Below are 21,376 nucleotides of genomic sequence, written 5' to 3' on the forward strand. Positions count from 1 at the left end.
CGAGCGCGGCGCTCACCGCGCGGCGGCTCCTACCGGCTTGCGGGCGCGGAACAGGCGGTCGTCGAGCGCGTAAAAGTGCCGCGTATCCGGATCGACACCGCTGGCGTCGATTTCCTCCAGCTCAAACCCCGCCGCGCGAATCCGGTCGGCGAAGTCCGGCCCATATTGGCGGACATGATCCCACTGACCGAAGCGGCGCTCCCGCTCACGCGGCGGAATATCGAAACTGCCGTCCTCGGTAGGCTTGGCCCACAGCGGCACGATCAGCCAGGCTTCACCGCCGGGCTTCAGCGCCCGGTGAATATTGCGCAAAACGGCATGATCGTCCGGCACATGCTCCATGACATGGCTGGCATAGAAGAGGTCGTACCGTTCTTCGTCAGCCAGCGCCATCAGATCGACGCGCCGCATGCCCTGTACGCTGTAACGGTCCGGATCAAGATCGGCAGGCGTGTAATCGGCGGCAGTGGAGAAGCGGCGCACTAGGCTGCCTTCATTCGGGGCCATGTGCAGGATCGCGCCCTCCGCCGGCACCTGCAGCACCTTACCCTCAATGAGATGGTTCATCAGCCGCTCGCGGGGGGACGCGCCGCAATTGGGGCAGCCCCATTCGGCATTGTCGCCATAACGGAAAAAGCCCACCACGCCCCGCCCGCAGGCAGGACATGCACGGTTCGCACGCGCGCCGATCGCCTTGCGCAGCGCGAGCATGGTTCGGGTCAGATGCTTGCCGGCGGCTTTCGCCACCCGCTGGAAAGTAATCACGCCTTGGCTCCGATCAGCATTGGGGAGGCCTATACAATATGCCCCGCTTTTGGCGAGGGGGATCAGCGCGACTTGGCCGGATTCCAGACGGTGACTGTGCGGCCGCTCATCGCCTTGAACACACCCTGGAGAGTAGCAGCATAGGCAATGAGGATATCCACCACAGCGGCTACCGGGCCACCCTTCGACCGCAGACCCAGCGCCAGCAGGATAAGGGCCAGCGTCACTCCCACCATCGCTAACAGCGGCGCGATACGCAGCGCCAGCGCGAAGGCCGCCATGACGCCGGTCAGGATGAACAGCCCGCCAAACCACCGCACGATTTTGCGCGAAGCATATTTGAAGCGATCGATGGCACTCATTCGCCGCAATTGTGGGCGCAAATGGCCGTGGGTGTGCCAGGCACGCGCCGCAATCCGAACCTTGCGCCGATATTCATCACCGCGCGCCGCAACCAGCCGTTCGCGGGCAATGACGTCCTTCGCCTTCACCAATCGCTTGCCCGCGAATATCACCGCCATGGAAACAGTAAGGTCATCAAGGACGCTGTCGGGAAAATCAGGGTAAAGCGCGCGCCGGATGGAAAAAATAGAGCCATCCGCCCCAAGCACATTGCCCGTCCGCGATTCCTCGTCCTTCAACCGCTCCTCAATGCGCCAATAGAGCGAACCGACTGACGCCGTCGCGCTCTTCCCCTCCCCCAGATAGTGGAGCGAGCCCAGCACGCCGCCAACCTGCGGGTCAGCATAGCGGGCAAGAAGATTGTCGATGGCCTCAGCATCCAGCAGGACATTGGCGTCGGTGAAAATCAGCACATCACCCCGCGCCCGCACCGCCAACCGCTTCATGCCATGGGCCTTGCCGCTGCGCCCAGGACCTTGGACCAGCGTCACCAAGTCGCCCTGCGCAGCAATCAGCGCAGCGGTGTCGTCGGAGGAGCCGTCATCGAAGGCGAGTATCTGAAGCTGCGGGTGACGTCGTTTCAGCATCGCTAGATTGGCGAGCTTCTCAGGCATCGCCACCGCCTCATTATAGGCGCAGAAAAGAAGCGATGCCGATGGCGGTTGCCCTTGCCCCGGCTGCTCCGGCCGGGTCGTCAGCATGCGCAGGATCAGGGGATAAAAAAGGAACGGCCACAGCACCGCTCCCAGGGAAAGCATGACGACCAACGTCAGGAACAGATCAATGCCGCGCATCAATAAGCCTTGTGATGCACAAGCACGCCGATCGTCGCGAAGATGATCCGCAGGTCCCGCCAGATCGACCATTTGGTGACATATTCCAGATCCGACTGAAGCCGGTCGATCAGGTCCTGATGATGGTCCGTCGATCCGCGATGGCCACGCACTTGCGCCAGGCCGGTCATGCCGGGCTTGATGCAGTGACGCTCCCAATAACGATCGTCCACCTCCCAATAGAGGCTGTCGCCTGCCTTGGCGGCTGCGGCATGCGGCCGGGGGCCGACGATGCTCATGTCCCCGCGTAGTACGTTGAAAAGCTGGGGCAATTCGTCAATGCTGGTTCGGCGGAGGAAACGCCCGACGCTGGTTACCCGATCGTCGTCTCGCGCCGTGAGCTTGTCAGCCTTGCGATCGCTTGCGTCGGTCCGCATCGACCGGAATTTGTATATGTTGAACGGACGGGCGTCGCGACCGATCCGGGGCTGCTTGAAAATGATCGGGCCAGGGCTGGTCAGCCTCACCGCCAGAGCTGCGGCAATCAACACCGGAGATATGGCCAGCGTAGCCACAGTAGCAACGATTATGTCGAAGATCCGTTTGATGATGCGGTCACGGAACTGGAACGGTCCACCAGCAACGATGATCGTCGGTTGCCCATCGAACTCGTCAACGCGCGCCGGGGCGAAGCGCAACAGTTCTGGCACGACGATTTCGCCGCGCGCCGACAGGGACTTGAGCGCGACCGACCAATCGCTCATCCGCTCCATGGGACAGGCGACGATCACGCGTTCGGCCATGCCGACCGCCGCCGCAAGTCGCGCAGCCATATCGGCGTCGTGACGTTCCGGACGCAAGTTAGCGGCGTCAGCGTCAATCAACTCCATGTGCGGCCGGGTTTCGATTTCCACGCCATCCATGATGACGGCGGTAAGATGCGGCACCTCCCCCAGCAGCCGCGCGCCGAGGCGGCTAATGGCCAGCCGGACCAGCGCCACGCTGACCGCCGAAAAGCCGAGCCCTGTAACGAAGGTGAGACGGGACAGTTGCTCTGCGATCTTGCCCAGATAAACGATCAGCAGCATCAGGAGCGCTGCTTGCGCCAGGGCGAGCAGGCCGCGGACAATGCCGCGGCGGATATTATCCAGCATATGGATGCCATAAGCGCCGCCCTGCACGGCCAGCAGGATATAGAGCGGCGCGACCATCGCGAACATCACCAGGCCATGCGGCTTGCCTGGCTCACCCAGCAACGCCCCCAACACCAGCCAGTTGGCAAGCAGGAAGGACAGGAACAGCCCCGCCAAATCCCCAAGGAGGCAGAGCAAATATAGCCGCGCTCGAACTATTTCCTTCGAAACTGTCACTTGGCGTCCTGCTTGCCCTTTGCCCGATTGTTCCGTTGGCACCCGCAGGCGTGGGTTGCAAGGGGGGTGCGCGGCATCTTACCCATAGCCGAAGGGGTAATTTAGAGGCCGAACAATCGCCCTAGCGCCTTGTCGAGCATCAGCAACTGCCAAAGCAAACGGCCATGGTCAGCGATGCCCGACTTGTGGTCGACGGCGACTTTGCCAAGCATTTTGGTGTCGAACCAGCCGGTCTTTGCGAGAGCCGACCCCCCTGCAATAGCAGTTGCCTCTCCCACAAGTGGCCCCCGAAACCAGGAACTGATCGGCGTCACGAAACCCATTTTCGGCCGGTAAAGTATGTCCTGCGGCAGATAAGGCTCCATCGCCTTCTTCATCAGATATTTGCCGCTGTTGCCGCGAATACGCTGAGCGACAGGCAGACGAGCGGCGAACTCGACGAGCCGATGATCGAGCAGCGGCTCTCTCGCTTCGAGGCTGACGGCCATGCTCATACGGTCCGTCTTGGTCAGAATGTCACCGGGCAGCCAGATGCGAATATCGGCATATTGCGCGCGATCGAGCGGATCGCGAGCGGGCGCCTGCGCCATGGCGCGGATATAGCGATCCTCGGCGCGATAGGCGCCCAGCCGACTGCGCATGTCCTGGCTGAACAGCCGCTGGCGCAAAGCATGCGGCGTGACGCTCACCGATGCCGCATAAGCTTCGCCCCCTTCCCCGGCTAGCTCCAGAAGAGTCGATTTGGCGCGGAGCGGCCGAGGAGCCCAATCCGCCTTGGGATACCAGCGGCCAAGTGAACCGAACAAAGGCTGGCGAAGGGATGAGGGAATGAGCGCACGGACCCGCTCGCCCTGCATCTGGAAGCGGTGCCGGCGATAACCGGCAAAGGCTTCGTCCGCCCCGTCGCCGGACAGTGCGACGGTAACCTTCTCCCGCGCCAATTCGCACACGCGATAGGTGGGAAGCGCCGACGCGTCCGCAAAGGGCTCGTCGAAATGGAAAGCAAGCGTGTCAATCAGGCCATAATCATCGGGCGACACGATCTTGGCCCGGTGATCCGTTGCGAAGCGGCGCGCGATGCGGTCGGCATAGGCCGTCTCATCCAGGCTTGCGACATCGAAGCCGATGGTGCAGGTCTTGATCGCCTGCGACGAAGCTTCCGCCATCAGCGCCACGACGCTGGAGCTATCGACACCGCCGGAAAGGAAGGCGCCCAGCGGCACGTCTGCGACCATGCGCGACCGCACGGCCTGCCGCATCAGGTCGATCAGCTCCTCCTCCAGCGCTTCAGGCTTCGCTTTGCTGCGCTCGGCAAAGCTCACATCCCAGTAGCGCTGCGGCTGCGGCACCGGCCGGCCTCGCACCAGGCGCAACGTCTCGCCCGCGCCCAGTTTACGCACGCCCGCCACCATGCAGGCGTCGTCGGGCACATAGCCATAGGCCATAAAATCTTCGACAGCCGCCAAATCGGGCGCGCGGCGGAGCAGCGGATGCGCAAGCAGGCTCTTCAATTCCGATCCGAAGATCAGGCTACCATCCGACAACTGCGCGTAATGAAGCGGCTTCACCCCTAGCCGGTCGCGCACAAGCCAAAGCGACTGAGCCCGCGCATCGAACAACGCGAAGGCGAACATGCCGTGGAAGCGCTCGACACAGGCTTCGCCCCACTGGCGGTAGCCGTGCAGGATTACCTCAGTGTCGCTGTGCGTGCGAAAGATATGGCCTTTCGCCTCCAGCTCGGCCCGGACTTCCGCGAAATTGTAGATTTCACCGTTGAAGGTGACGGCCAGGCTGTCATCTTCCGTCAACATCGGCTGAGCGCCGCCGCCAAGGTCGATGATCGAAAGCCGGAGATGGCCAAGGCCCACACCCGGCGCGGTCCAGATGCCGCTGCCGTCCGGGCCGCGATGCGGCATCACGTCCAGCATCACCCGCACGCGGTATGGATCGACCGGCTTAGCCGTTTCAAGATGGAAAATGCCCGCTATCCCGCACATGCGAAAGGGCTTTAGCGGATGCTGAGGCTGCGGTCAGCCAAATCCTTCATGTCGCCAACATCTTGCAAAAAGGCGGCAATGGCTGCGTCGGCGGGCATGCCTCGCTGCTCCTCGACGGAAATCAGGATCGCGCCAGCGCGCTGGTCTCCGCCGAGCAGCCTCGCTTTCATCGTGTCGATCTTGACCTGCGGCGCACTGCCTGTGAGCGGCGCTCCACCGACCTTATAGACGCTGACCACATGGCGGACAACCGGACCGGGCGCGGTGATCTGCTCGCCACGCGCGTCCCTTGGCGCGGGCGCGGGCGACGACCAGCTCCAATGCTGGTCCGGATCGGCAGCACCCTGAGCAAACCCCACCAGTTCACGCCCTTCCTCCTGACGGTCGAAGCTGACGATGGCGAGATCGACCACCTGTCCGGCTGGGTTGCGATAGCGTGCCATGACAAGATGGTCCGCCCCGTCGAAGCGCGGCTTCCACGGATAGCGCGGCTGCTCAGTCGTCCGAGCCCAGCCCTTCACCTCCGGGGGCGTTGGGGCGCCTAAGAGTGGCTCGCTCGCCGCCGCGCTCACGATCAGCCAGAGCGGCGCGGCCATAACCACCCCGAACGCAGCGCCAAATGCGAGGGGAAGTGAGACCGCCCCCCAGGATGAGCCCCTCAATTGCTCCGGGTCGAACCAAGCATCCCCCGGACGCCGATCGAAGAAGGGCCAAGCCGCCGCCATCACCACCGCCATGACGATCGCGAAGAATATCCAGCCATAGAGGACATGGTCGAAGCCCACCGCCGCATCGATGCTCGTCAGATGCGCCACCAGGATCGTGGCAAAGGCGCGCACGCCATTGGCGAGTACCGATAGCATCAGAGCGCCCGTCATGAAGAGGGCACGACGCGGCCAACTGGTGAAACAGACATTGCAGACCAGCACGCCATAGGCGGTCATGGCGATCACGAACTTCGCGCCCGAACATGCCTCCGCCACCCTGAAATATCCGGTCGCTGTGGTGATGAAGATGCCGTCCATATGCGCAGGCACCCCCGACAGGCTCAGGAACATCATGCACAGCCGCGCGGTGATCAGCTGCAAAGGCGCGACGATCTCCTCCCCAATTGGCACCATGAAGAAGGCATAGAAGAGCGGAAAGAGAAGCGCTCGCCCCACTGCCGGCCCCAGCAGGGTCACGACCGCGCCCTGCAACATCAGGATCAACGCGCCATGCCGGAACACCGCGACGCCTGCCGCTGCGCCCAGCAGCCAAGCGAAACCGCCGAGCGCGATCCACAGCAGGCCGGGCGCCCAGGCGATAGGCTCCAACTGCTGCAGGCCGGGCAGGCGCTGCTGCACGAGCCAGGCGATCAGGATCGGGATGAACAGGCAATGGCCGAAGGTAGAGGCGTTCCACCAGATGAAAACCATAGCGATAACATCGCGATGGAAGAGCGACAGGATAAGGAAGCTCAGGCCCCCCAGCGCCGCCAGGTGCCCGCGCCAACCCAGGACAGCGCTACCCGACAGCCGGGCCATGGAAAGCGCGCGTGACGTCACGCCGCCCGCACGCTTGCTTCGCCCCGCTGACCGAACAGCATGGTCGGCAGATCCTTCAGCGTTTCAGACCAGCGATAGCGTTCTTCCATCCTCGCCCGCGCCGCGCGGCCAAGGCGCTGCGCCCGCTCCGGATCGGCCAGCAGAGCGGCAACCTTTTCCACCTCTTCGGCAGGGTCGGCAGCGATCAGGAAATGCTTGCCATTGCTGGCGTCGATCCCCTCGGCCGCCTCTCGCGAAGCCACGACCGGCCGCGCCATGGCCATCGCCTCCAGCACCTTGTTCTGAATGCCCCGCGCGATCCGTAGCGGCGCAACCACCACATCCGCCGCCGCCAACCAACCCCGCACATCGGGCACGGAGCCGGTAACGATCACGCCCGGTAGCGCCTTCAGCGCCTCCACCTGCGGAACCGGGTTCCGCCCGACAATCGCGAAGCAGGCGTCCGGGTGGACCGATCGCACGGCGGGAAGGGTATGATGAGCAAAGCTTTCCACCGCTTCGATATTCGGCCGGTAATCCATCTGGCCGGTGAAGACGATCAAGGGCCCGCTGATCCCCTCAACCGGCTCAAAGGCGGCCGCCGGATCGAAATAATCGAGCGCAACGCCATTTTCGATCGCGATCACGCGACCCGCATCCAGTCCACTGGCACACCGGAACAGCTCCGCCTCGGCTTCGCTCACAAAGGCGCTGAGGTCTGCGCGACGAGCCGTGGCGCGTTCAAACTCGAGCAAGAGCCGCCCTTCGCGCCGGTTGATCCAGGCTATCGGCCCGCCGCTCCCGGCGCCATAGGCCGCATATTTGGCCGAATCCAAATCCACAAAGTCCATCACGAAGCGCACGCCAGGCGGCAGCGCGGGGACGAAATGCGCCATTTGCGCCGAATAGCCCATGACTGCGGCAATCGGACGCTCGCGCATTGTCCGCTTCACCCAGCGGTGCATCTCCCGGCTTTCGAACAAGGACACCAGCATCGGCTGACGCTTCGCCAGTCCGGCAAGCCCAGCGATAGCGCGTGATCTATCGCGCTTCAGCACGCACTGGCTCTTGGTCAGTGCCTGCATATCCGTCGCAAACCCCATGTCACGATCATCATCGGCGAAGGAGCCGACATGGACGGGCGCGATCTCCGCCAGCCGTTTGAGAATATGGTAGGAGCGGATCTTGTCGCCGCGATCCGGGGGAAAGGGGATGCGGTGGCAGAGGAACAATATCTCCCCCGTCATCCGAGCCCCCGCGAAATGAGCGGGCCCAGCAGGTTGGCGACCGGCAAGGGTAGCTTCTTCCACAGATCGACGCGCCGCTGATATTGGGCGCTGCTGGGATTGATGTCCCGCCGTTCTCCGCTCGCTGACCAGCTATGATAGGTGAGCGGCTCGGGATCGAAGCCAAAGCTTTTCTTCCACGCCGCCTGACCGCTGCCCGTCTTGGACCGGCCGAAGTCAAAGAGTTTCATACCCCGCGTCCGGCCATGCCCCATCAGCCGGTAATACATCAGCTCATTCGACCGCAGCCGCCGCGCATCCGCGACGCCGCCGCCCCAGAAGGGCATCACCCGCCCCTGATGATAGAGCGTGAGAACAGCCGATACGGGCCGGTCGCCGTCCAGCACCAGCAATATGTCCGCATCTTCTCCAAAGGCGGACAGCACCTCGCAGAACAGCTGCGCCGGGAAAACGGGGGTGCCAAGATTACGAACGCTCTGCGCATAAACATCATAGTGCGCGCGGACGAGCCGAGCGTCGCGCCCCACCTCGACCCGGAGCGCGAGATTGGCCAGCGCCTTGCGCAATTCGGCCCGATGCTTGCGCGGTATGGCAAGCAGTTCGGCTTCGTCGTCGGCCGCAATCGGGCGGACAAAGCCCAGATGGCTTCCCTCATGCACGGTCCAGCCCTGCCCTGGCAGCGGCCCACCGCGCAGTTCCACCGATCCCACGCCACGGTCACGCGCCAGCCCCTCGGCCGCGCTCGCCAACGCTGCAATGACAGCAGGATCATCCGCTAAAATCCCGCCATCTACAGCGAAGCCCGATGATACCAGCGCCTGCCCGAACAAGCGGCTCCTCATGTGCGTCAGCGGCAACAGACCCGCGATCTGCCCTGAGGACGCGACAGCAGCGAGCATATCGCCGCGATTGCCCGTCCCGCGCGCAATTGCCTTCAACCAAGCCGGTCGGTGGAACGGCGTCGCATCTGCCCTGCCCGCAACGAAGGCGTCGGCGGCCGCCACCTGCGTCGCGTCGTCAAGGTCCAACGGCACCACGCCAAGACCGGTGCTGAGGTTCATGCTGCGCGCTCCGCTTCCCTGGCGATGAGCGCATCGATGCGAGTCCACGCAAAATCACGTGCCAGCCGCCGCAGCTTCTGCGCCATGACGGACAGGTTGGTATAATGACGCAAACGCGAACGAAGCGGCGCACCCCGTACCCGCGGCTGATCCGGATCGATCTCCCACGGATGGAAATAGATGATAGCTGGCCGATCTTCCCGTCCATTCACCTGCCGGATCGCCCAACGGGAAAAACCATAGGGCAGCAGCCTAAAAAACCCGCCCCCGCCAGCCGCCAGCCTGCGCCCGCCAAACTCAGCGGTCGTCACCGGCAGTTCCAGCAAAGATGCGCCCTCCACCGGCCTCCAGGCGAAGCGTGGCGAATCCGGCCAGCCATAATGGTCGTGCCGGATCGGCGCGACGCTGCTCGAATAGAGATAGCCTTCTTCCACCAGCACTTGGTGCGCCCACGGGGTGCGATGATCGATCGAAAAGCTCGGCGCGCGATAGCCGATGACCCGTTCCCCGCTGGCATCCTCCAACAGCCCGCGCGACCGGCGCAAATCCTCCCGAAACGCCTCAGGCGTCAGGGAAAAGACGCGCGCATGGTCATAGCCATGGCTCGCAATCTCATGTCCCGCATCGACGATCCGCCGCATCAGCGCCGGGTAGCGCTCTGCCACCCACCCAAGCGTGAAGAAAGTCGCGCTGACGCCCGTTTCCGCAAACAGCGCCAGCACCTCGTCGGTGTTGCGCTCAACCCGATGGGTCAGCGCATCCCAGCCGTCCCGGCCGATCGTGCGCTCAAAGGCGCCGACATGGAACCAATCCTCCACATCGACCGACAAGGCATTCTGCATCATGACGCGGTCAGCGAACGGTTCAGGCTGCGGCGCTATGCGGCGTATCGCCCATGCGCTGCTCACGCTCGACCCACTCGACCAGCAACGTCAGCACTCGGCGAAGCGCCGTATCCTGTTCACCGACCCGAAACTCCAGCGATGCCAGGCGCTCTTCGATCAGGGTGAAGCAGTCCTTCAGCGCTTCTGGATCGACGGACGTGATCGTGGCCTGCTCGATGCGGAGCGACTCCACCTCCGCTCGCAACGCCGCGATCTCATCCATCAAGCTGCTCGACGGCTCCGGTTGGCGCGCCCGCAGCGCGTCCAGTTCCGCGCGCAACGTATCCCGAGCAGGCGCAGACTGCGCCGCCGCAGGAGCAGGCACTTCCTCTGCACGATCCAGGACCGACGGTGGGACTGCCTGCAATGTCGCGTCGCTGTCAGCGCCCATATCCTCGATCACCGCCTGCACCGCATCGGCGTTGATTTCGGACAGCTGGTCCAGCGCACCCAGCAGCAGGACACGGCTGGCGAGCACATTGACTCGGCGCGGTACGCCGCCCGTCGCCGCGTAGATTGCGGCGAAGGCGTCAGCTGTGAAATGGGGATCGCCATTCCAACCCACGATCGACAGTCGGTGCAGGATATAAGGTTCGATTTCGCTCCGCTGCATCGGGTCAAGATGATGCGTGGCTATGACGCGCTGCCGCAGCTGCTCTAGTTGGGCGGACTTCAACAAGTCGCGAAATTCGGGCTGGCCCAGCAGGAAGATCTGCAACAGCGATTGTCCGCCCAACTGGAAGTTGGACAGCATCCGCAGTTCCTCGATCGCCGAAACCGAAAGATTTTGCGCCTCGTCTACGATCAGCAGCGACCGGCGGCCAGCGCGTGCCTGACCATGCAGGAACGCCTCGATCTGACGAAGGATCTGCGCTTTGGGCATGTCGTCGGTAGGCAGTCCGAAGCTCTGCGCCGTCAACCGCAGCATGTCGTCGCCGCCCACTTGGGTGGACACGATCTTGACCGCGGTCAGCCGCGCCGGATCGATCGTCGCCATCAAATGCCCGACCAGCGTCGTCTTGCCCGCCCCGATGTCGCCAGTGATGACGATGAAACCTTCCCCTTGGGCGAGGCCGTATCCCAGATAGGACAGCGCTTTGCGATGCGTGGCGCTTTCGAAATAGAAGTGCGGATCGGGCGTCAGCTGGAAGGGGCGGCCCTCAAATCCGTAAAACTGATCGTACATCTCTCGTCTCCACCCCGACGGGATTAGAAGCTGTACCGCAGGCCGACTTGGCCCATGGCGTTGATAACCGCATCCAGTTCATCCGCCTTGGCGCTGTCGAACCCAAGCGAAGCGGATGCCTGAAGATTGCGGTTGATGAGGCGGTTGTAGCTGGTGAAAGCGCCCATGTTCAGCACGTCCAGCCGCGCGCCGCTCGCGTCGAAATAACTGGCGTAGATCGCACTATCCAGGCTCGACCGGCTGTCGATGACATAGCTAAGCGACGCGGTGCCGTACCAATTCTGGTCCTTCGATCCGCGCACCAGGATCGTCTCTCCCGAAGGCGTCACGAACTTGCGCTGCGAATAGCCGAGGCCCACGCCCAGCCCCCACGGTCCCCGCTGCGCCGAATATTGTGCCGCGATACCCCTGTAGCGGAAGTTGGCGGCGGTGATCCCCGACAGCGCGTCGTTGAAGCATTGCCCGCCCCCGGTCTGGGAGAAAGCGCAGCCGGTGAAATCGCCGGTGAAGGGGTTACGCACGACATTCAGGCTGCTGCCTGAAACGGCCGCCACGTTGGAGGTGATGATCCGGCCGAAGCTGTCGATGCCGTCGAACACCACCAACGCAAAGGACTGGTTACGCCCCTGCCAGACGAAGCTGCCGCTATAGCTCATGCCGCCATAGCGCTCTCCGACCCGCGCCTCGAGCGAGGTGCGGCGGTTCGGACGCCAGAGGACGCCTACATCCCATATGATGTCGTCGAAATCATAGATGAGCGCATGGGGCGAATTGTCATCGGTGACATAGCGGCCGTTGCGGACCACGGGCTGGCCATTGCTGTCCAGAAGCGGCGAACGCTGGCTGATCTTGATCCGCTCATAACCCACGCCCCCTGCAAGGGCGACAGTAGGCGAGACGGGCAGCGTCGCATCGACGCGGCCCCAGCCATCTTCGAACCGCTGATCGAGTTGGCTCGCATCCTCGCGATCATATCCCGCACTCACGATGATGCCGAGCGGCAACCAGACACCCGGCGCAACCCCGACGGAGCCGGTCAGGCTATGCGAAACGGAATCGGCGAAAGCGCCCGCATTGGGCACGCCCGCCAAATCGGCATCGACATCCTCTTCCACCCGCGCATAACCCAGGCGATAGGAGGCGGTGACGTCCACATCGCCCAAGGACGTGGCGTAGGACGGCCCGGCATAAGCAGCATAGACTTGGCTCGTCAGGCTGTCGTTCAGCGTCGCTGCGCCGGACAGCCCATCGGTACGAACGCGCGCCGCAAGGCCGCCTGCATTCAGCGTCAGTCCTCGTGAAACGGCATATTGGCCCGACACGATTCCGCTGATGACATCCTGATCAGTCGCCTCGCGGCCCCAGCCGAAGCTGTGATTATATTGCACATCCGCCACGGCCTCGACCCGGCGCGTGCGCAACTCTGCCGTCACGCCAGCGGTGACATTGGTATAGGTCAGAACATCGCCGCCACCCTTCAGCGGCACCATCACTGTCTGATCAACGCCGAGATAAGGCGTGACATTCACCTTGCGGTCCTGCGCGCCCGCCGGAGATGAGGCAAGCGCCACCGCGCCCAACAGAATCAGGGAAGTGCGGAGCATCATTCGCCCTCGCCCCCCTTGGCATAATAGCTGCCGAACCGGCGACCGCTGGAATAGGTGACGCCGTTCAGCAGCAATTGCACCTGACCCGCGCCCTTCAGCAAGCCCGCCGCATCGCGCAGCGCGCTTTCACTGGTCTGATCGGCACGAACCACCAGCACGGCAACCGCCGCATGGCTTGCCAGCACCGCGCCAGCCGAAGCGGCAAGCAGCGGCGGCGAATCGAACAGGATCACCCTGTCCGGACGGCCTTCGGTCAGGCGGTTCAGCAATGCCTCGGTCCGTGCCGACGCGAGATATTCGGTGTCGTTGTTGCTGCGCTGACCCGCGGGCAGCACTGACAGAGACGGAATGTCGGTGCGGATCACGCAATCCTCGATCGCTTGTCCCGGATCGGCAAGCGCATCCATCAGACCGGGTCCACTGGTCAGCCCCAGCGCATCCGGGATGCCCGGTTTGCCGAAATCGGCATCGACCAGCAGGATTTCCCGGTCCTTCTCCGCCGCTAGACTGAGCGCTAGGTTGATCGCGCAGAAGCTCTTCCCCTCGCCGCTATGGGCGGAACAGATCAGGATGCGATTGCCGCGCGGATCGCCGCCAAGCTGCGCCAGCAGGTCGCGCTTCAGGAGGCGGAACTCCTCGCTCATCGCCGTAACCGGCCCGTCCGGCAGCAGATAGCCGCCTTCCGCCAGCGCGATCCGGTCGATACTCTGCACCGGCCCGCGCCAGTCGGGCGCGCGAAACTCACCAGCGGCAACAATCGGCTGCACGATCTCAACCACCGGCGGCAAGGTCGCTTCAACCGGCACCTCCATGGCGGGAGCCGCGCGTCCTTGCAGGGCCGCGCTGAAATCGTAGATCTCAGTCGCCCGCTCGATCAGCGACCCTTTGGACAGTGAGCTATGCTTGTTCATTGTCCGCTCCTCACGCCATGCCGCGCTGGATGAATTCGACCAGGATCAGCAGCAGGCAGAGCCCGGCCAGTCCTCCGCTCGCTCCCGCGAACCATTTCAACCGCTGCTTTTCGACCGCTTTTTGCGCAGCGCTGACCGTCTGGGTGATGGAGCCGATGACCGGCACGCCGACCGCCCTTTCCAGCCGCGCCGCAGTCGGAAAGCTGCCCTTGAGCTGCCCCATGGCGAAGGCGTTACCGATGCCCGCGCCAATGCCCACGATCAATATGCCCAGCAACAGCAGCGGACGATTTGGCGCGGTCGGCGCGGTCGGCGCGCTTGGCGGATTGATGACGCGGAACTGGACGGATCCAGTCTCGGTCTTCACATCGCCGCGCAGCCTCACATCCTCGCGATCGGCAAGCAGCTTGTCATATTGCGTCTTCAGCACCTCATAATCGCGGTCGAGCTTTTCCTGCTCGGCGGCGAGGCCCGGTTCATCGGTCTGGCGCGAGGACATGGCGTTGAGGTCCGCCTGAAGCTGCGACTTGCGGGTCTGAAGCGCCTGCACGGTCGCGGCGCGTTCCGCCTGCATCGACTTGATCGACAGATAGGCGGGGTTGGGCGATCCACCTGCCGCACCTCCACCACCGCCCTGACGGCGCAGCGCATCGACCTGCCGTTGCGCGGCGATCACGTCCGGATGGTCGCTGGTCCAGCCACGCGCCCGCATGCCCGCCAAGTCGGCCTGCGCCTGCGACAGTGCCGAGGGACCACCCGACGCGCCCATGCCCGGCAACACCTGCGGCGTCCCGGCAAGTTGGCCATTCATGGCGCTCAACGCGCTCGATGCCTGCACCAGCTGCGACTCGATATTGTTGATCTCCATCCGGGCCGCATCCATCCGCTGACCGATGGAGCCTGCGCCCGGAAGCATCCCGGCATAGCGCTGCTCGAATTCGACCCGGCGCTGCTCGGCTGCCGCAAGCTGGCGACCGCGCGCGGCGATCTGCTGGTCCAGGAAGGCCAAGCTCTGCTTCGTCTCGACACGATCGGACGACAGATTGGCTTCCTGAAATATCTCGATCAATTTCTGCACGGCCTGCTGCGCGATGCGGGCATTGGCGCCGTCAGACAGGCTGGAGTCTGCCGACTTGGCGCTGATGTCGATCATGCTGGGATCGGCCTGCGCCATAACGGTGATGCCCTCACGCAACGCAGTGATCTTGGCGGCCATGTCACGCGGCCCGCTGATCGTCTGGTTGAGGTCGGTTTCCTTGACGACGCGCTCCAGATTGGCGGTGCTGGCCAATGTCTGGCGCACCCGGTCAAGGTCCTGCTGCGACTGGACCTGAGTGATGCCCACCTTGTCCTGCAGCAGCGACTGCGTGTTCACATAAACCCGCGCCTTGCTTTCGTAGCTATTGGGCACCAACGCGATACCCAGCCAGCCGAGCATGCACACGCCCCAGGCGACGCCCAGCGCCAGCCAGCGCCGCGTCCATATGCCATGCAGGACGATCAGCAGTTCGTCATAAAGACCCGCCATATCAGAACATGCTTTCAGGGATGATGATGACGTCGCCGGGCGCCAGCATGACATTCGCCTTGCTGTCCCCGCGCTTCAACAGGTCGCCGATGCGGACCTGATATTCCTGCTGCTTGCCCTCTTCCTTGTTGAAGCGGACCAGCCGCGCCCGGTTGCCCGCCGCATATTCGCTCAGCCCACCGACCGAGATCATGGCGTCAAGCAGCGTCATGTTGGCGCGGTAGGGAATTGACGCGGGCTTTTCGGTTGCCCCCACGATCCGCACCTGCTGGCTGAACGTGCCGGAGAAATTGTTGACGATCACCGAAACCAGCGGATTTTCGATATATTTGGTGAGCGCGACCTTCATATCGTCCGCGAGCTGCTTGGGCGTCTTCCCTACGGCCGGCATATCTGCGATCAGCGGCGTGGTAATGCGCCCATCGGGCCGCACCTGCACCTTCGCGCCCAGTTCCGGGTTGCGCCACACGAAAACCGTCAGGTCGTCGAGCGGACCGATCACATATTCCTCGCCCGGTCCTTCCTGTTGCGAGACAAAGGATGCCGGCGGCAATTGTTGACCCCCGCCGCCCGCTGCGCAGCCCGACAAAGCCATGGCGGGCAGCGAAGCACCGATCAGAGCCCGGGAAACCGACAGGAAACGCATATCTTCACCTCATGATGCGGCCACACGACTGCGCAGCCGCCAAAGAGGTGAAGCGGCCGCAAAGCGATGGGCTTTGGGCCTCTTCTTGCCTTCAAAGGGTAAAGATACGGTTAGGCGTCAAACTATTGGCATATCAGCCAAGTAATAGTTCCAGAGCAGGCGGGTGCCCCAAAAATCCGGAGGGGCTGGCCGACGCGCCATAAGCTCCCGCGACGAAGATCGCGATCAGGTCGCCTTCCACGACTTTGGGCAGCGCCACCTTGTCACCCAGCTTGTCGATAGGCGTGCAGAGGCATCCAACTACCGTGACAGCTTCGTTCTCCGCGGTCTGACCGAAACGGTTCGCCACAGCGATCGGATAGTTACGTCTCACCACGGTGCCGAAATTGCCGCTCGCCGCCAACTGGTGGTGCAGGCCGCCATCGACGACGACGAACGTCTCGCCCTGGCTCTGCTTCACATCGACAACGCGCGTCAGATAAACGCCCGCCTCGCCCACCAGCCAACGACCCAGTTCCATCGCGAACTCGCTGCCCGCCAAAATATCGGCCCGCGCTTGCAACGTCTGACCCAGCGCATCGCCGATCGGAACGATATCCAGCCGTTGATCGCCGGGGAAATAGGGGATGCCAAAACCGCCTCCCAGATTGACCAGCGGTGGCGTCACGCCAACCTCATTCGACAATCGCGCTGCAAGGCCCACTGTCGCCGCCTGCGAGTCAATCAGCGCTTCCGCGTCCAGCGCCTGCGACCCGGCAAAGATGTGCCATCCGCGCCAGTCCGCTCCGGCGTCGATCAAGGACCGCGCAAGCCCCGCCGCCCGGTCGGCATCCACACCGAACGGCTTGGCTCCGCCCCCCATGCGCATGCCCGATCCTTTTAGGTCGAAATCGGGATTGACCCGCACCGCAAGCCGGGGCGTCCGTCCACGCTGCTCCGCAAGCGCAAGCGCCCGCCGCGCCTCCCCCTCAGACTCCAGATTCAGCGTGATCCCCGCATCGATCGCGGCGATCAGTTCATCATCTCGCTTCCCCGGACCGGCGAAGCTCACATGCGCTGCATCCATACCCGCTTCCAGCGCTCTGGCCGCTTCACCGCCCGACGCTACGTCAAATCCATCAACCAGCCGCGCCATCCGCTCCAGCAATGCCGGGTGCGGGTTGGCCTTCACCGCATAATGGATCGACAGTTCGGACGGCATGGCGTCACGCAGCGCCCGCACCTGCCACTCGACGATCCCCATGTCATAGACGAATAGCGGCGTATCCCCCGCTTCATCCACCAAACTTGCAGCGCCGCATCCGCCGATCAACAGCATGCCCTCTTCGCTTTCGAAAAAGGGTGGAATGGGTCCCATCGGCTTCATCGGTCATATTCCTTGGCCAGCGCCACGCGATCAATCTTGCCATTGGGCGTGCGCGGGAAGTCCACAAGTCGGATGATCGTTCGGGGCTGCATGAAATTGGGCAATTCGGTCTTCAGCCGGACCTCCACCACCGCCTCCACTTCGACATCGTCCGACCGGATCAACAGCAGGACGGCCTGCCCCAGCCTGTCATCCTTGATCCCCAGGGCGACCGCTTCGGCAACGCCGGGCACGGCTACCGCTGCTTCCTCGATCTCCGTCGGGCTGATGCGATTGCCCGATGATTTGATCATCGCATCATCGCGCCCGACGAAATAGAGAAGCCCCTGCGCATCCCGCCGCACGCTGTCGCCCGACCATACGGCCAAGCCTCCATAGCGCGAAGCTGGCGGCGCAGACCGGAATCGTTCCGAAGTTCGCTCCGGATCGCGCCAATAACCCTGCGCCACAAGCGGCCCGCAATGCACCAGTTCGCCGGTTTCCTCATCATCGGTAAGGCTGCCGTCCTGCCTCACGACCAATATCTCCGCATGCGGTATCGCCGACCCCATCGAGTCGGGATGGCTCTCGACCAAAGCAGGCGGCAGATAGGTCGATCGGAAGGCTTCGGTCAGCCCATACATCGGATAGAGATCCGCCTTGGGAAACAGGCTGCGCAGCTTAACCACCAGCGGCCGCGTAAGCGCCCCGCCGCTGTTGGTGAGACGCTTCAGCTTGCCCGCCACTTCGGGTTGCCAATCCAGTTCGGTTAGCTGCACCCACAACGGCGGCACCCCAGCTAATGTCGTGATATCCCGCCGATCGACCGACTTCATGACATCCCGCGCCGTCAAATAGTCGAGCGGATAGACGCACCCACCCGCATACCAGGTGGAAAATAGCTGATTTTGCCCATAGTCGAAGCTGAAAGGCAGCACGCACAGCGTTCGGTCGTCAGCCCCCAGCTTCAAATAGCGCGCCACCGCCGCAGCGCCGAGCCAGAGATTGGCATGGCTCAGCATCACACCCTTAGGCCGCCCGGTCGATCCGCTCGTATAGAGTATCGCCGCCAGGTCATGCGGCCCGGCGTTCGACGGAGGCAGCGGGTCCCCGCCACTCATGGCGCAAGCCGCATCATCTTCCCGCAGCAGACGGCACTCGTCCGGAACGTCACCATCCGCCAGCGTATCCACGCGACTCGCCGTGGCGATCAGAAGCTGCGTGCCGCTGTCGGCCAAAATATGCGCAACCTGCGCGTGTTTCAGAAGCGGATTGACCGGAACATGGACCAGCCCCGCACGCGGCGCGGCCAGCGGCATCAGCGCGGCGACGGGCCCTTTCGCGATCCAGCTTGCGACTCGCGCGCCTTTTTCCAGACCGAACCCCGCCAGCCAGGCGGCCAGCCGTCCCAGACTTTCTTCCAGCTCCGCATAATTCTGCAGTCCCGACCGCCCGTCCAGCGCCGGGCGCATGGCGTCTCCCTGCAGCAGCAGATGGTCGATCGGCCGGACTTCCTCGCCATCGATCAAGGCGGCGCTGCTTAACTCCATTTCCAGACTTTTCACCTAAGGCAGAGGATGGTGCCGGGGAGATAATGATTTGCTGGTCACAAGGGAATATAGCACGATCGCCGATGCGCGAATGGCGCTCGCAGGACAGATGGAGCGCGCCGCGACACCATCGCTGTTCAACCGCATCGATTGGTTCGAATCTCTTCACAGCCATTGCTTTGCCCGGCAGCCCCTCCGCGCCCTGCAAGTGATCGAAGAAGAGGTGGAGGCATGGCTATTCCTGCTCTCTCCTTCGCCGGAACGGCAAAGCGCGCTCGCCAACTGGTATAGTTTCGCCTGGTCGCCGGTCTATCTCGGCAATCCGGACGCACCCACGCAGCGAAGGCTAGCGGAGGTGCTCGCGGCCGAGTTGTTCAAGACCGGCCGCCACATCGATCTTTATCCTGTCGCGGAGAATGCCGACATGCTGCTTGACGCCTTTCGGCGTAGCGGCTGGTTCGGGGTGCGGCGGCCGATGGGCGGGCGTCACCTGCTTCTCGTAAACGGCCGCGATTTCGCCACCTATTGGGCTGATCGTCCCAGTCGCCTGCGTAACCAGGTTCAGCGGAAGGCGCGCGCAGGCCGCTTCACTATCGATATTCGCCACGAAGTGACGGACGCGCTCTGGAACGATTATGTCGCGGTCCATGCGAGCAGTTGGAAACAGCCTGAGCCCGGCCTCCCCTTTCTTCGAGCATTGGCCGAACGCGAAGCTGCCGCCGGAACGCTCAGGCTGGGCTTTGCGAGGCTGAACGCGCAGCCGGTGGCGACACAGCTATGGACCGTCGAAAATGATGTGGCGCTGATCCACAAACTATCCCACGATCGCGCCTTCGACGGCGCATCGCCAGGCACGCTGCTCAGCCACGCGATGTTCGCCCATGCGATTGATCAGGATGGGGTGCAACTCATCGACTATGGCACCGGCGACAACAACTATAAGGCCGAATGGATGGAGCAGCGCCAGACTCTGTACCGGCTCGACTTCTTCAATCCGCGATTCGCCTCTACGTGGCTGCCTGCCGCGCGAACGGCCATTTCCGCCCTTGTGGGCTAGAGGCGGAACGATTAGGTAAGCCCCCCATCATGCGGGCGGAAACCTCTATGCCGGTCGACCGGACAAGCGACGTAAAAAACGCGATGCGCGATCTGCTGCGCGACGTGCTGGGCCTGTCACAGGATCGGGTCGATGCTTTCGATGCCGACACCCCGCTCTTTGGTGCGCTTCCGGAACTCGACTCCATGGCGGTCGCCACGCTTCTCACCGAAATGGAAGATCGCCTCGGCATCCTGATCGAGGATGACGATATCGACGGCGAGACGTTCGAGACATTCGGAACGCTGACCGCTTTCGCACAGGCGAAGGTCGCAGACTGAACCCTTATTAGCCGTCCCTGCCTGATAGGAACGATTCGACCGGCCTCCGTTCGCTCCCAGCGAAGTCGAAAAGCATCACGCATGACGCACCTCGACTTTGCTCACACGAACGGAGATTGAGCTACGCCCGCCAGGGCCTTACTCCGCCGCCAGCGCTTCGAAATCCGCTTCGGCCAGGAATTTCTCCACATCCAGCGCCGCCATGCAGCCCATGCCGGCCGCCGTCACCGCCTGACGATAGATCTTGTCGCTGACGTCACCCGCAGCGAACACGCCCGGAATGGCCGTGCGGGTCGTGCCCGGCTCCACCAGCAGATAGCCTTCATCCATCGGCAGCTTGTCCACAAACAGCTCGGTCGCGGGCTGATGTCCGATCGCGACGAAAGCACCATCGGTCTCGATATGCGACGCCTTGCCCGTGACCGTATCGATCAGGTCCACACCGACCAGCCCTTCCGGGTTGCCGCCGCCGACGAACCGATCGATCTTCTGGTTCCAGAGCACCTTGATGTTCGGATGCGCGAACAGCCGCTGCTGCAGGATCTTCTCCGCGCGCAGCGAATCGCGGCGGTGGATCAGCGTCACGTCATGGCTGTGGTTGGTAAGGTATAGCGCCTCCTCGACCGCGGTATTGCCGCCGCCGATCACCACCACTTTCTTTCCGCGATAGAAGAAGCCGTCGCAGGTGGCGCAGGCGGACACGCCCTTGCCCTGCAACAACTGCTCACCCTCTGCGCCCAGCCACTTCGCCTGCGCGCCGGTCGCGATCACCAGGCTGTCGGCATAATAGACGGTGCCGCTGTCGCCCTTCAGCCGGAACGGACGATCGGACAGATCGACGTCGATGATCTGGTCATACATCATCTTCGCGCCGACATGCTCGGCCTGCGCCTGCATCTGCTCCATCAGCCAGGGGCCCTGGATCACATCGCGAAAGCCGGGATAATTCTCGACATCGGTGGTGATGGTCAACTGCCCGCCCGGCTGCATGCCTTGCACCACAATCGGCGCCAGACCTGCGCGCGCGCCATAAATGGCGGCGGAAAGCCCGGCCGGACCCGACCCCAGGATCAGCATGCGTGTGGAATGGGTGGCAGTCATCAGATTCCCCATATCTTGGATTCGTTCGTCGGGACGACATAAGCAGCACGGCCCAGCGCGCAACCCCGACAATGGCATGGATTTCCTTGGGACGGCGGAA

18 protein-coding genes are annotated in these 21,376 nt (G+C 63.3%); 2 read left to right on the forward strand and 16 right to left on the reverse strand.

Annotated elements, in window-relative coordinates; genetic code table 11:
- Positions 1–12 precede the first annotated feature (12 nt).
- The 15 genes from ACFO3E_RS05590 to ACFO3E_RS05660 all read right to left on the reverse strand — a co-directional run bounded on the left by ACFO3E_RS05590 (position 13) and on the right by ACFO3E_RS05660 (position 18,798).
- Complete coding sequence (locus ACFO3E_RS05590) at positions 13–765, reverse strand: class I SAM-dependent methyltransferase (RefSeq protein WP_380802998.1); 753 nt, start codon at positions 763–765, stop codon at positions 13–15.
- 62 nt (positions 766–827) lie between these two features.
- Complete coding sequence (locus ACFO3E_RS05595; RefSeq protein ID WP_380803001.1) at positions 828–1,961, reverse strand: glycosyltransferase; 1,134 nt, start codon at positions 1,959–1,961, stop codon at positions 828–830.
- On the reverse strand, positions 1,961–3,310 hold the full coding sequence (locus tag ACFO3E_RS05600; RefSeq protein WP_380803004.1) for a sugar transferase: 1,350 nt from the start codon (positions 3,308–3,310) through the stop codon (positions 1,961–1,963). Before ACFO3E_RS05600 ends, ACFO3E_RS05595 begins: the two co-directional genes overlap by 1 nt.
- 101 nt (positions 3,311–3,411) lie before the next feature.
- Positions 3,412–5,307, reverse strand: coding sequence for an XrtA/PEP-CTERM system amidotransferase (locus tag ACFO3E_RS05605; protein ID WP_380803006.1), 1,896 nt, complete (start codon positions 5,305–5,307; stop codon positions 3,412–3,414).
- Between the two features lie 11 nt (positions 5,308–5,318).
- A complete protein-coding gene (gene xrtA, locus ACFO3E_RS05610) occupies positions 5,319–6,854 on the reverse strand; it encodes an exosortase A (protein WP_380803009.1) in 1,536 nt (511 codons plus the stop codon).
- A complete protein-coding gene (locus tag ACFO3E_RS05615; RefSeq protein WP_380803012.1) occupies positions 6,851–8,080 on the reverse strand; it encodes a TIGR03087 family PEP-CTERM/XrtA system glycosyltransferase in 1,230 nt (409 codons plus the stop codon). Before ACFO3E_RS05615 ends, xrtA begins: the two co-directional genes overlap by 4 nt.
- Positions 8,077–9,141, reverse strand: a complete 1,065-nt coding sequence (locus tag ACFO3E_RS05620; protein ID WP_380803013.1) for a FemAB family XrtA/PEP-CTERM system-associated protein — start codon at positions 9,139–9,141, stop codon at positions 8,077–8,079. Before ACFO3E_RS05620 ends, ACFO3E_RS05615 begins: the two co-directional genes overlap by 4 nt.
- Positions 9,138–9,986: an XrtA system polysaccharide deacetylase gene (locus ACFO3E_RS05625; protein WP_380803089.1), complete on the reverse strand. Its 849-nt coding sequence runs from the start codon at positions 9,984–9,986 to the stop codon at positions 9,138–9,140. Before ACFO3E_RS05625 ends, ACFO3E_RS05620 begins: the two co-directional genes overlap by 4 nt.
- A gap of 19 nt (positions 9,987–10,005) precedes the next feature.
- Positions 10,006–11,211, reverse strand: coding sequence for an XrtA/PEP-CTERM system-associated ATPase (locus tag ACFO3E_RS05630; RefSeq protein ID WP_380803015.1), 1,206 nt, complete (start codon positions 11,209–11,211; stop codon positions 10,006–10,008).
- Between the two features lie 23 nt (positions 11,212–11,234).
- Positions 11,235–12,818, reverse strand: a complete 1,584-nt coding sequence (locus tag ACFO3E_RS05635) for a hypothetical protein (RefSeq protein WP_380803017.1) — start codon at positions 12,816–12,818, stop codon at positions 11,235–11,237.
- On the reverse strand, positions 12,815–13,729 hold the full coding sequence (locus ACFO3E_RS05640; protein WP_380803019.1) for a P-loop NTPase: 915 nt from the start codon (positions 13,727–13,729) through the stop codon (positions 12,815–12,817). Before ACFO3E_RS05640 ends, ACFO3E_RS05635 begins: the two co-directional genes overlap by 4 nt.
- Before the next feature lie 10 nt (positions 13,730–13,739).
- The gene (locus ACFO3E_RS05645) at positions 13,740–15,257 is read right to left on the reverse strand and encodes an XrtA system polysaccharide chain length determinant (protein WP_380803020.1); all 1,518 of its coding nucleotides are present in this window, start codon (positions 15,255–15,257) and stop codon (positions 13,740–13,742) included.
- 1 nt (position 15,258) lies between these two features.
- On the reverse strand, positions 15,259–15,903 hold the full coding sequence (locus tag ACFO3E_RS05650; protein WP_380803023.1) for an XrtA/PEP-CTERM system exopolysaccharide export protein: 645 nt from the start codon (positions 15,901–15,903) through the stop codon (positions 15,259–15,261).
- A 133-nt stretch (positions 15,904–16,036) separates the two neighbouring features.
- Entirely contained in the window at positions 16,037–17,269 is a 1,233-nt protein-coding gene (locus ACFO3E_RS05655) for a pyridoxal-dependent decarboxylase, exosortase A system-associated (RefSeq protein ID WP_380803026.1), read from the reverse strand.
- Positions 17,266–18,798: an acyl-CoA ligase (AMP-forming), exosortase A system-associated gene (locus ACFO3E_RS05660; RefSeq protein WP_380803028.1), complete on the reverse strand. Its 1,533-nt coding sequence runs from the start codon at positions 18,796–18,798 to the stop codon at positions 17,266–17,268. The genes ACFO3E_RS05655 and ACFO3E_RS05660 overlap by 4 nt, the downstream gene beginning before the upstream one ends.
- A gap of 49 nt (positions 18,799–18,847) precedes the next feature.
- Here ACFO3E_RS05660 and ACFO3E_RS05665 point away from each other — a divergent pair, with 49 nt between their 5' ends.
- Positions 18,848–19,855 (forward strand): GNAT family N-acetyltransferase, encoded by a 1,008-nt coding sequence (locus tag ACFO3E_RS05665; RefSeq protein WP_066524134.1) that lies wholly within the window; start codon positions 18,848–18,850, stop codon positions 19,853–19,855.
- A 29-nt stretch (positions 19,856–19,884) separates the two neighbouring features.
- Positions 19,885–20,175, forward strand: coding sequence for an acyl carrier protein (locus ACFO3E_RS05670; RefSeq protein WP_066524135.1), 291 nt, complete (start codon positions 19,885–19,887; stop codon positions 20,173–20,175).
- Between the two features lie 138 nt (positions 20,176–20,313).
- On the opposite strand, the gene trxB is transcribed toward ACFO3E_RS05670, so the two are convergent.
- Positions 20,314–21,276: a thioredoxin-disulfide reductase gene (gene trxB, locus ACFO3E_RS05675; RefSeq protein ID WP_066528545.1), complete on the reverse strand. Its 963-nt coding sequence runs from the start codon at positions 21,274–21,276 to the stop codon at positions 20,314–20,316.
- Between the last annotated feature and the right edge of the window lie 100 nt (positions 21,277–21,376).

Origin of the sequence: Sphingobium tyrosinilyticum (genome assembly GCF_042654265.1) — a bacterium.
In the GTDB taxonomy this organism is placed as follows: domain Bacteria; phylum Pseudomonadota; class Alphaproteobacteria; order Sphingomonadales; family Sphingomonadaceae; genus Sphingobium; species Sphingobium tyrosinilyticum.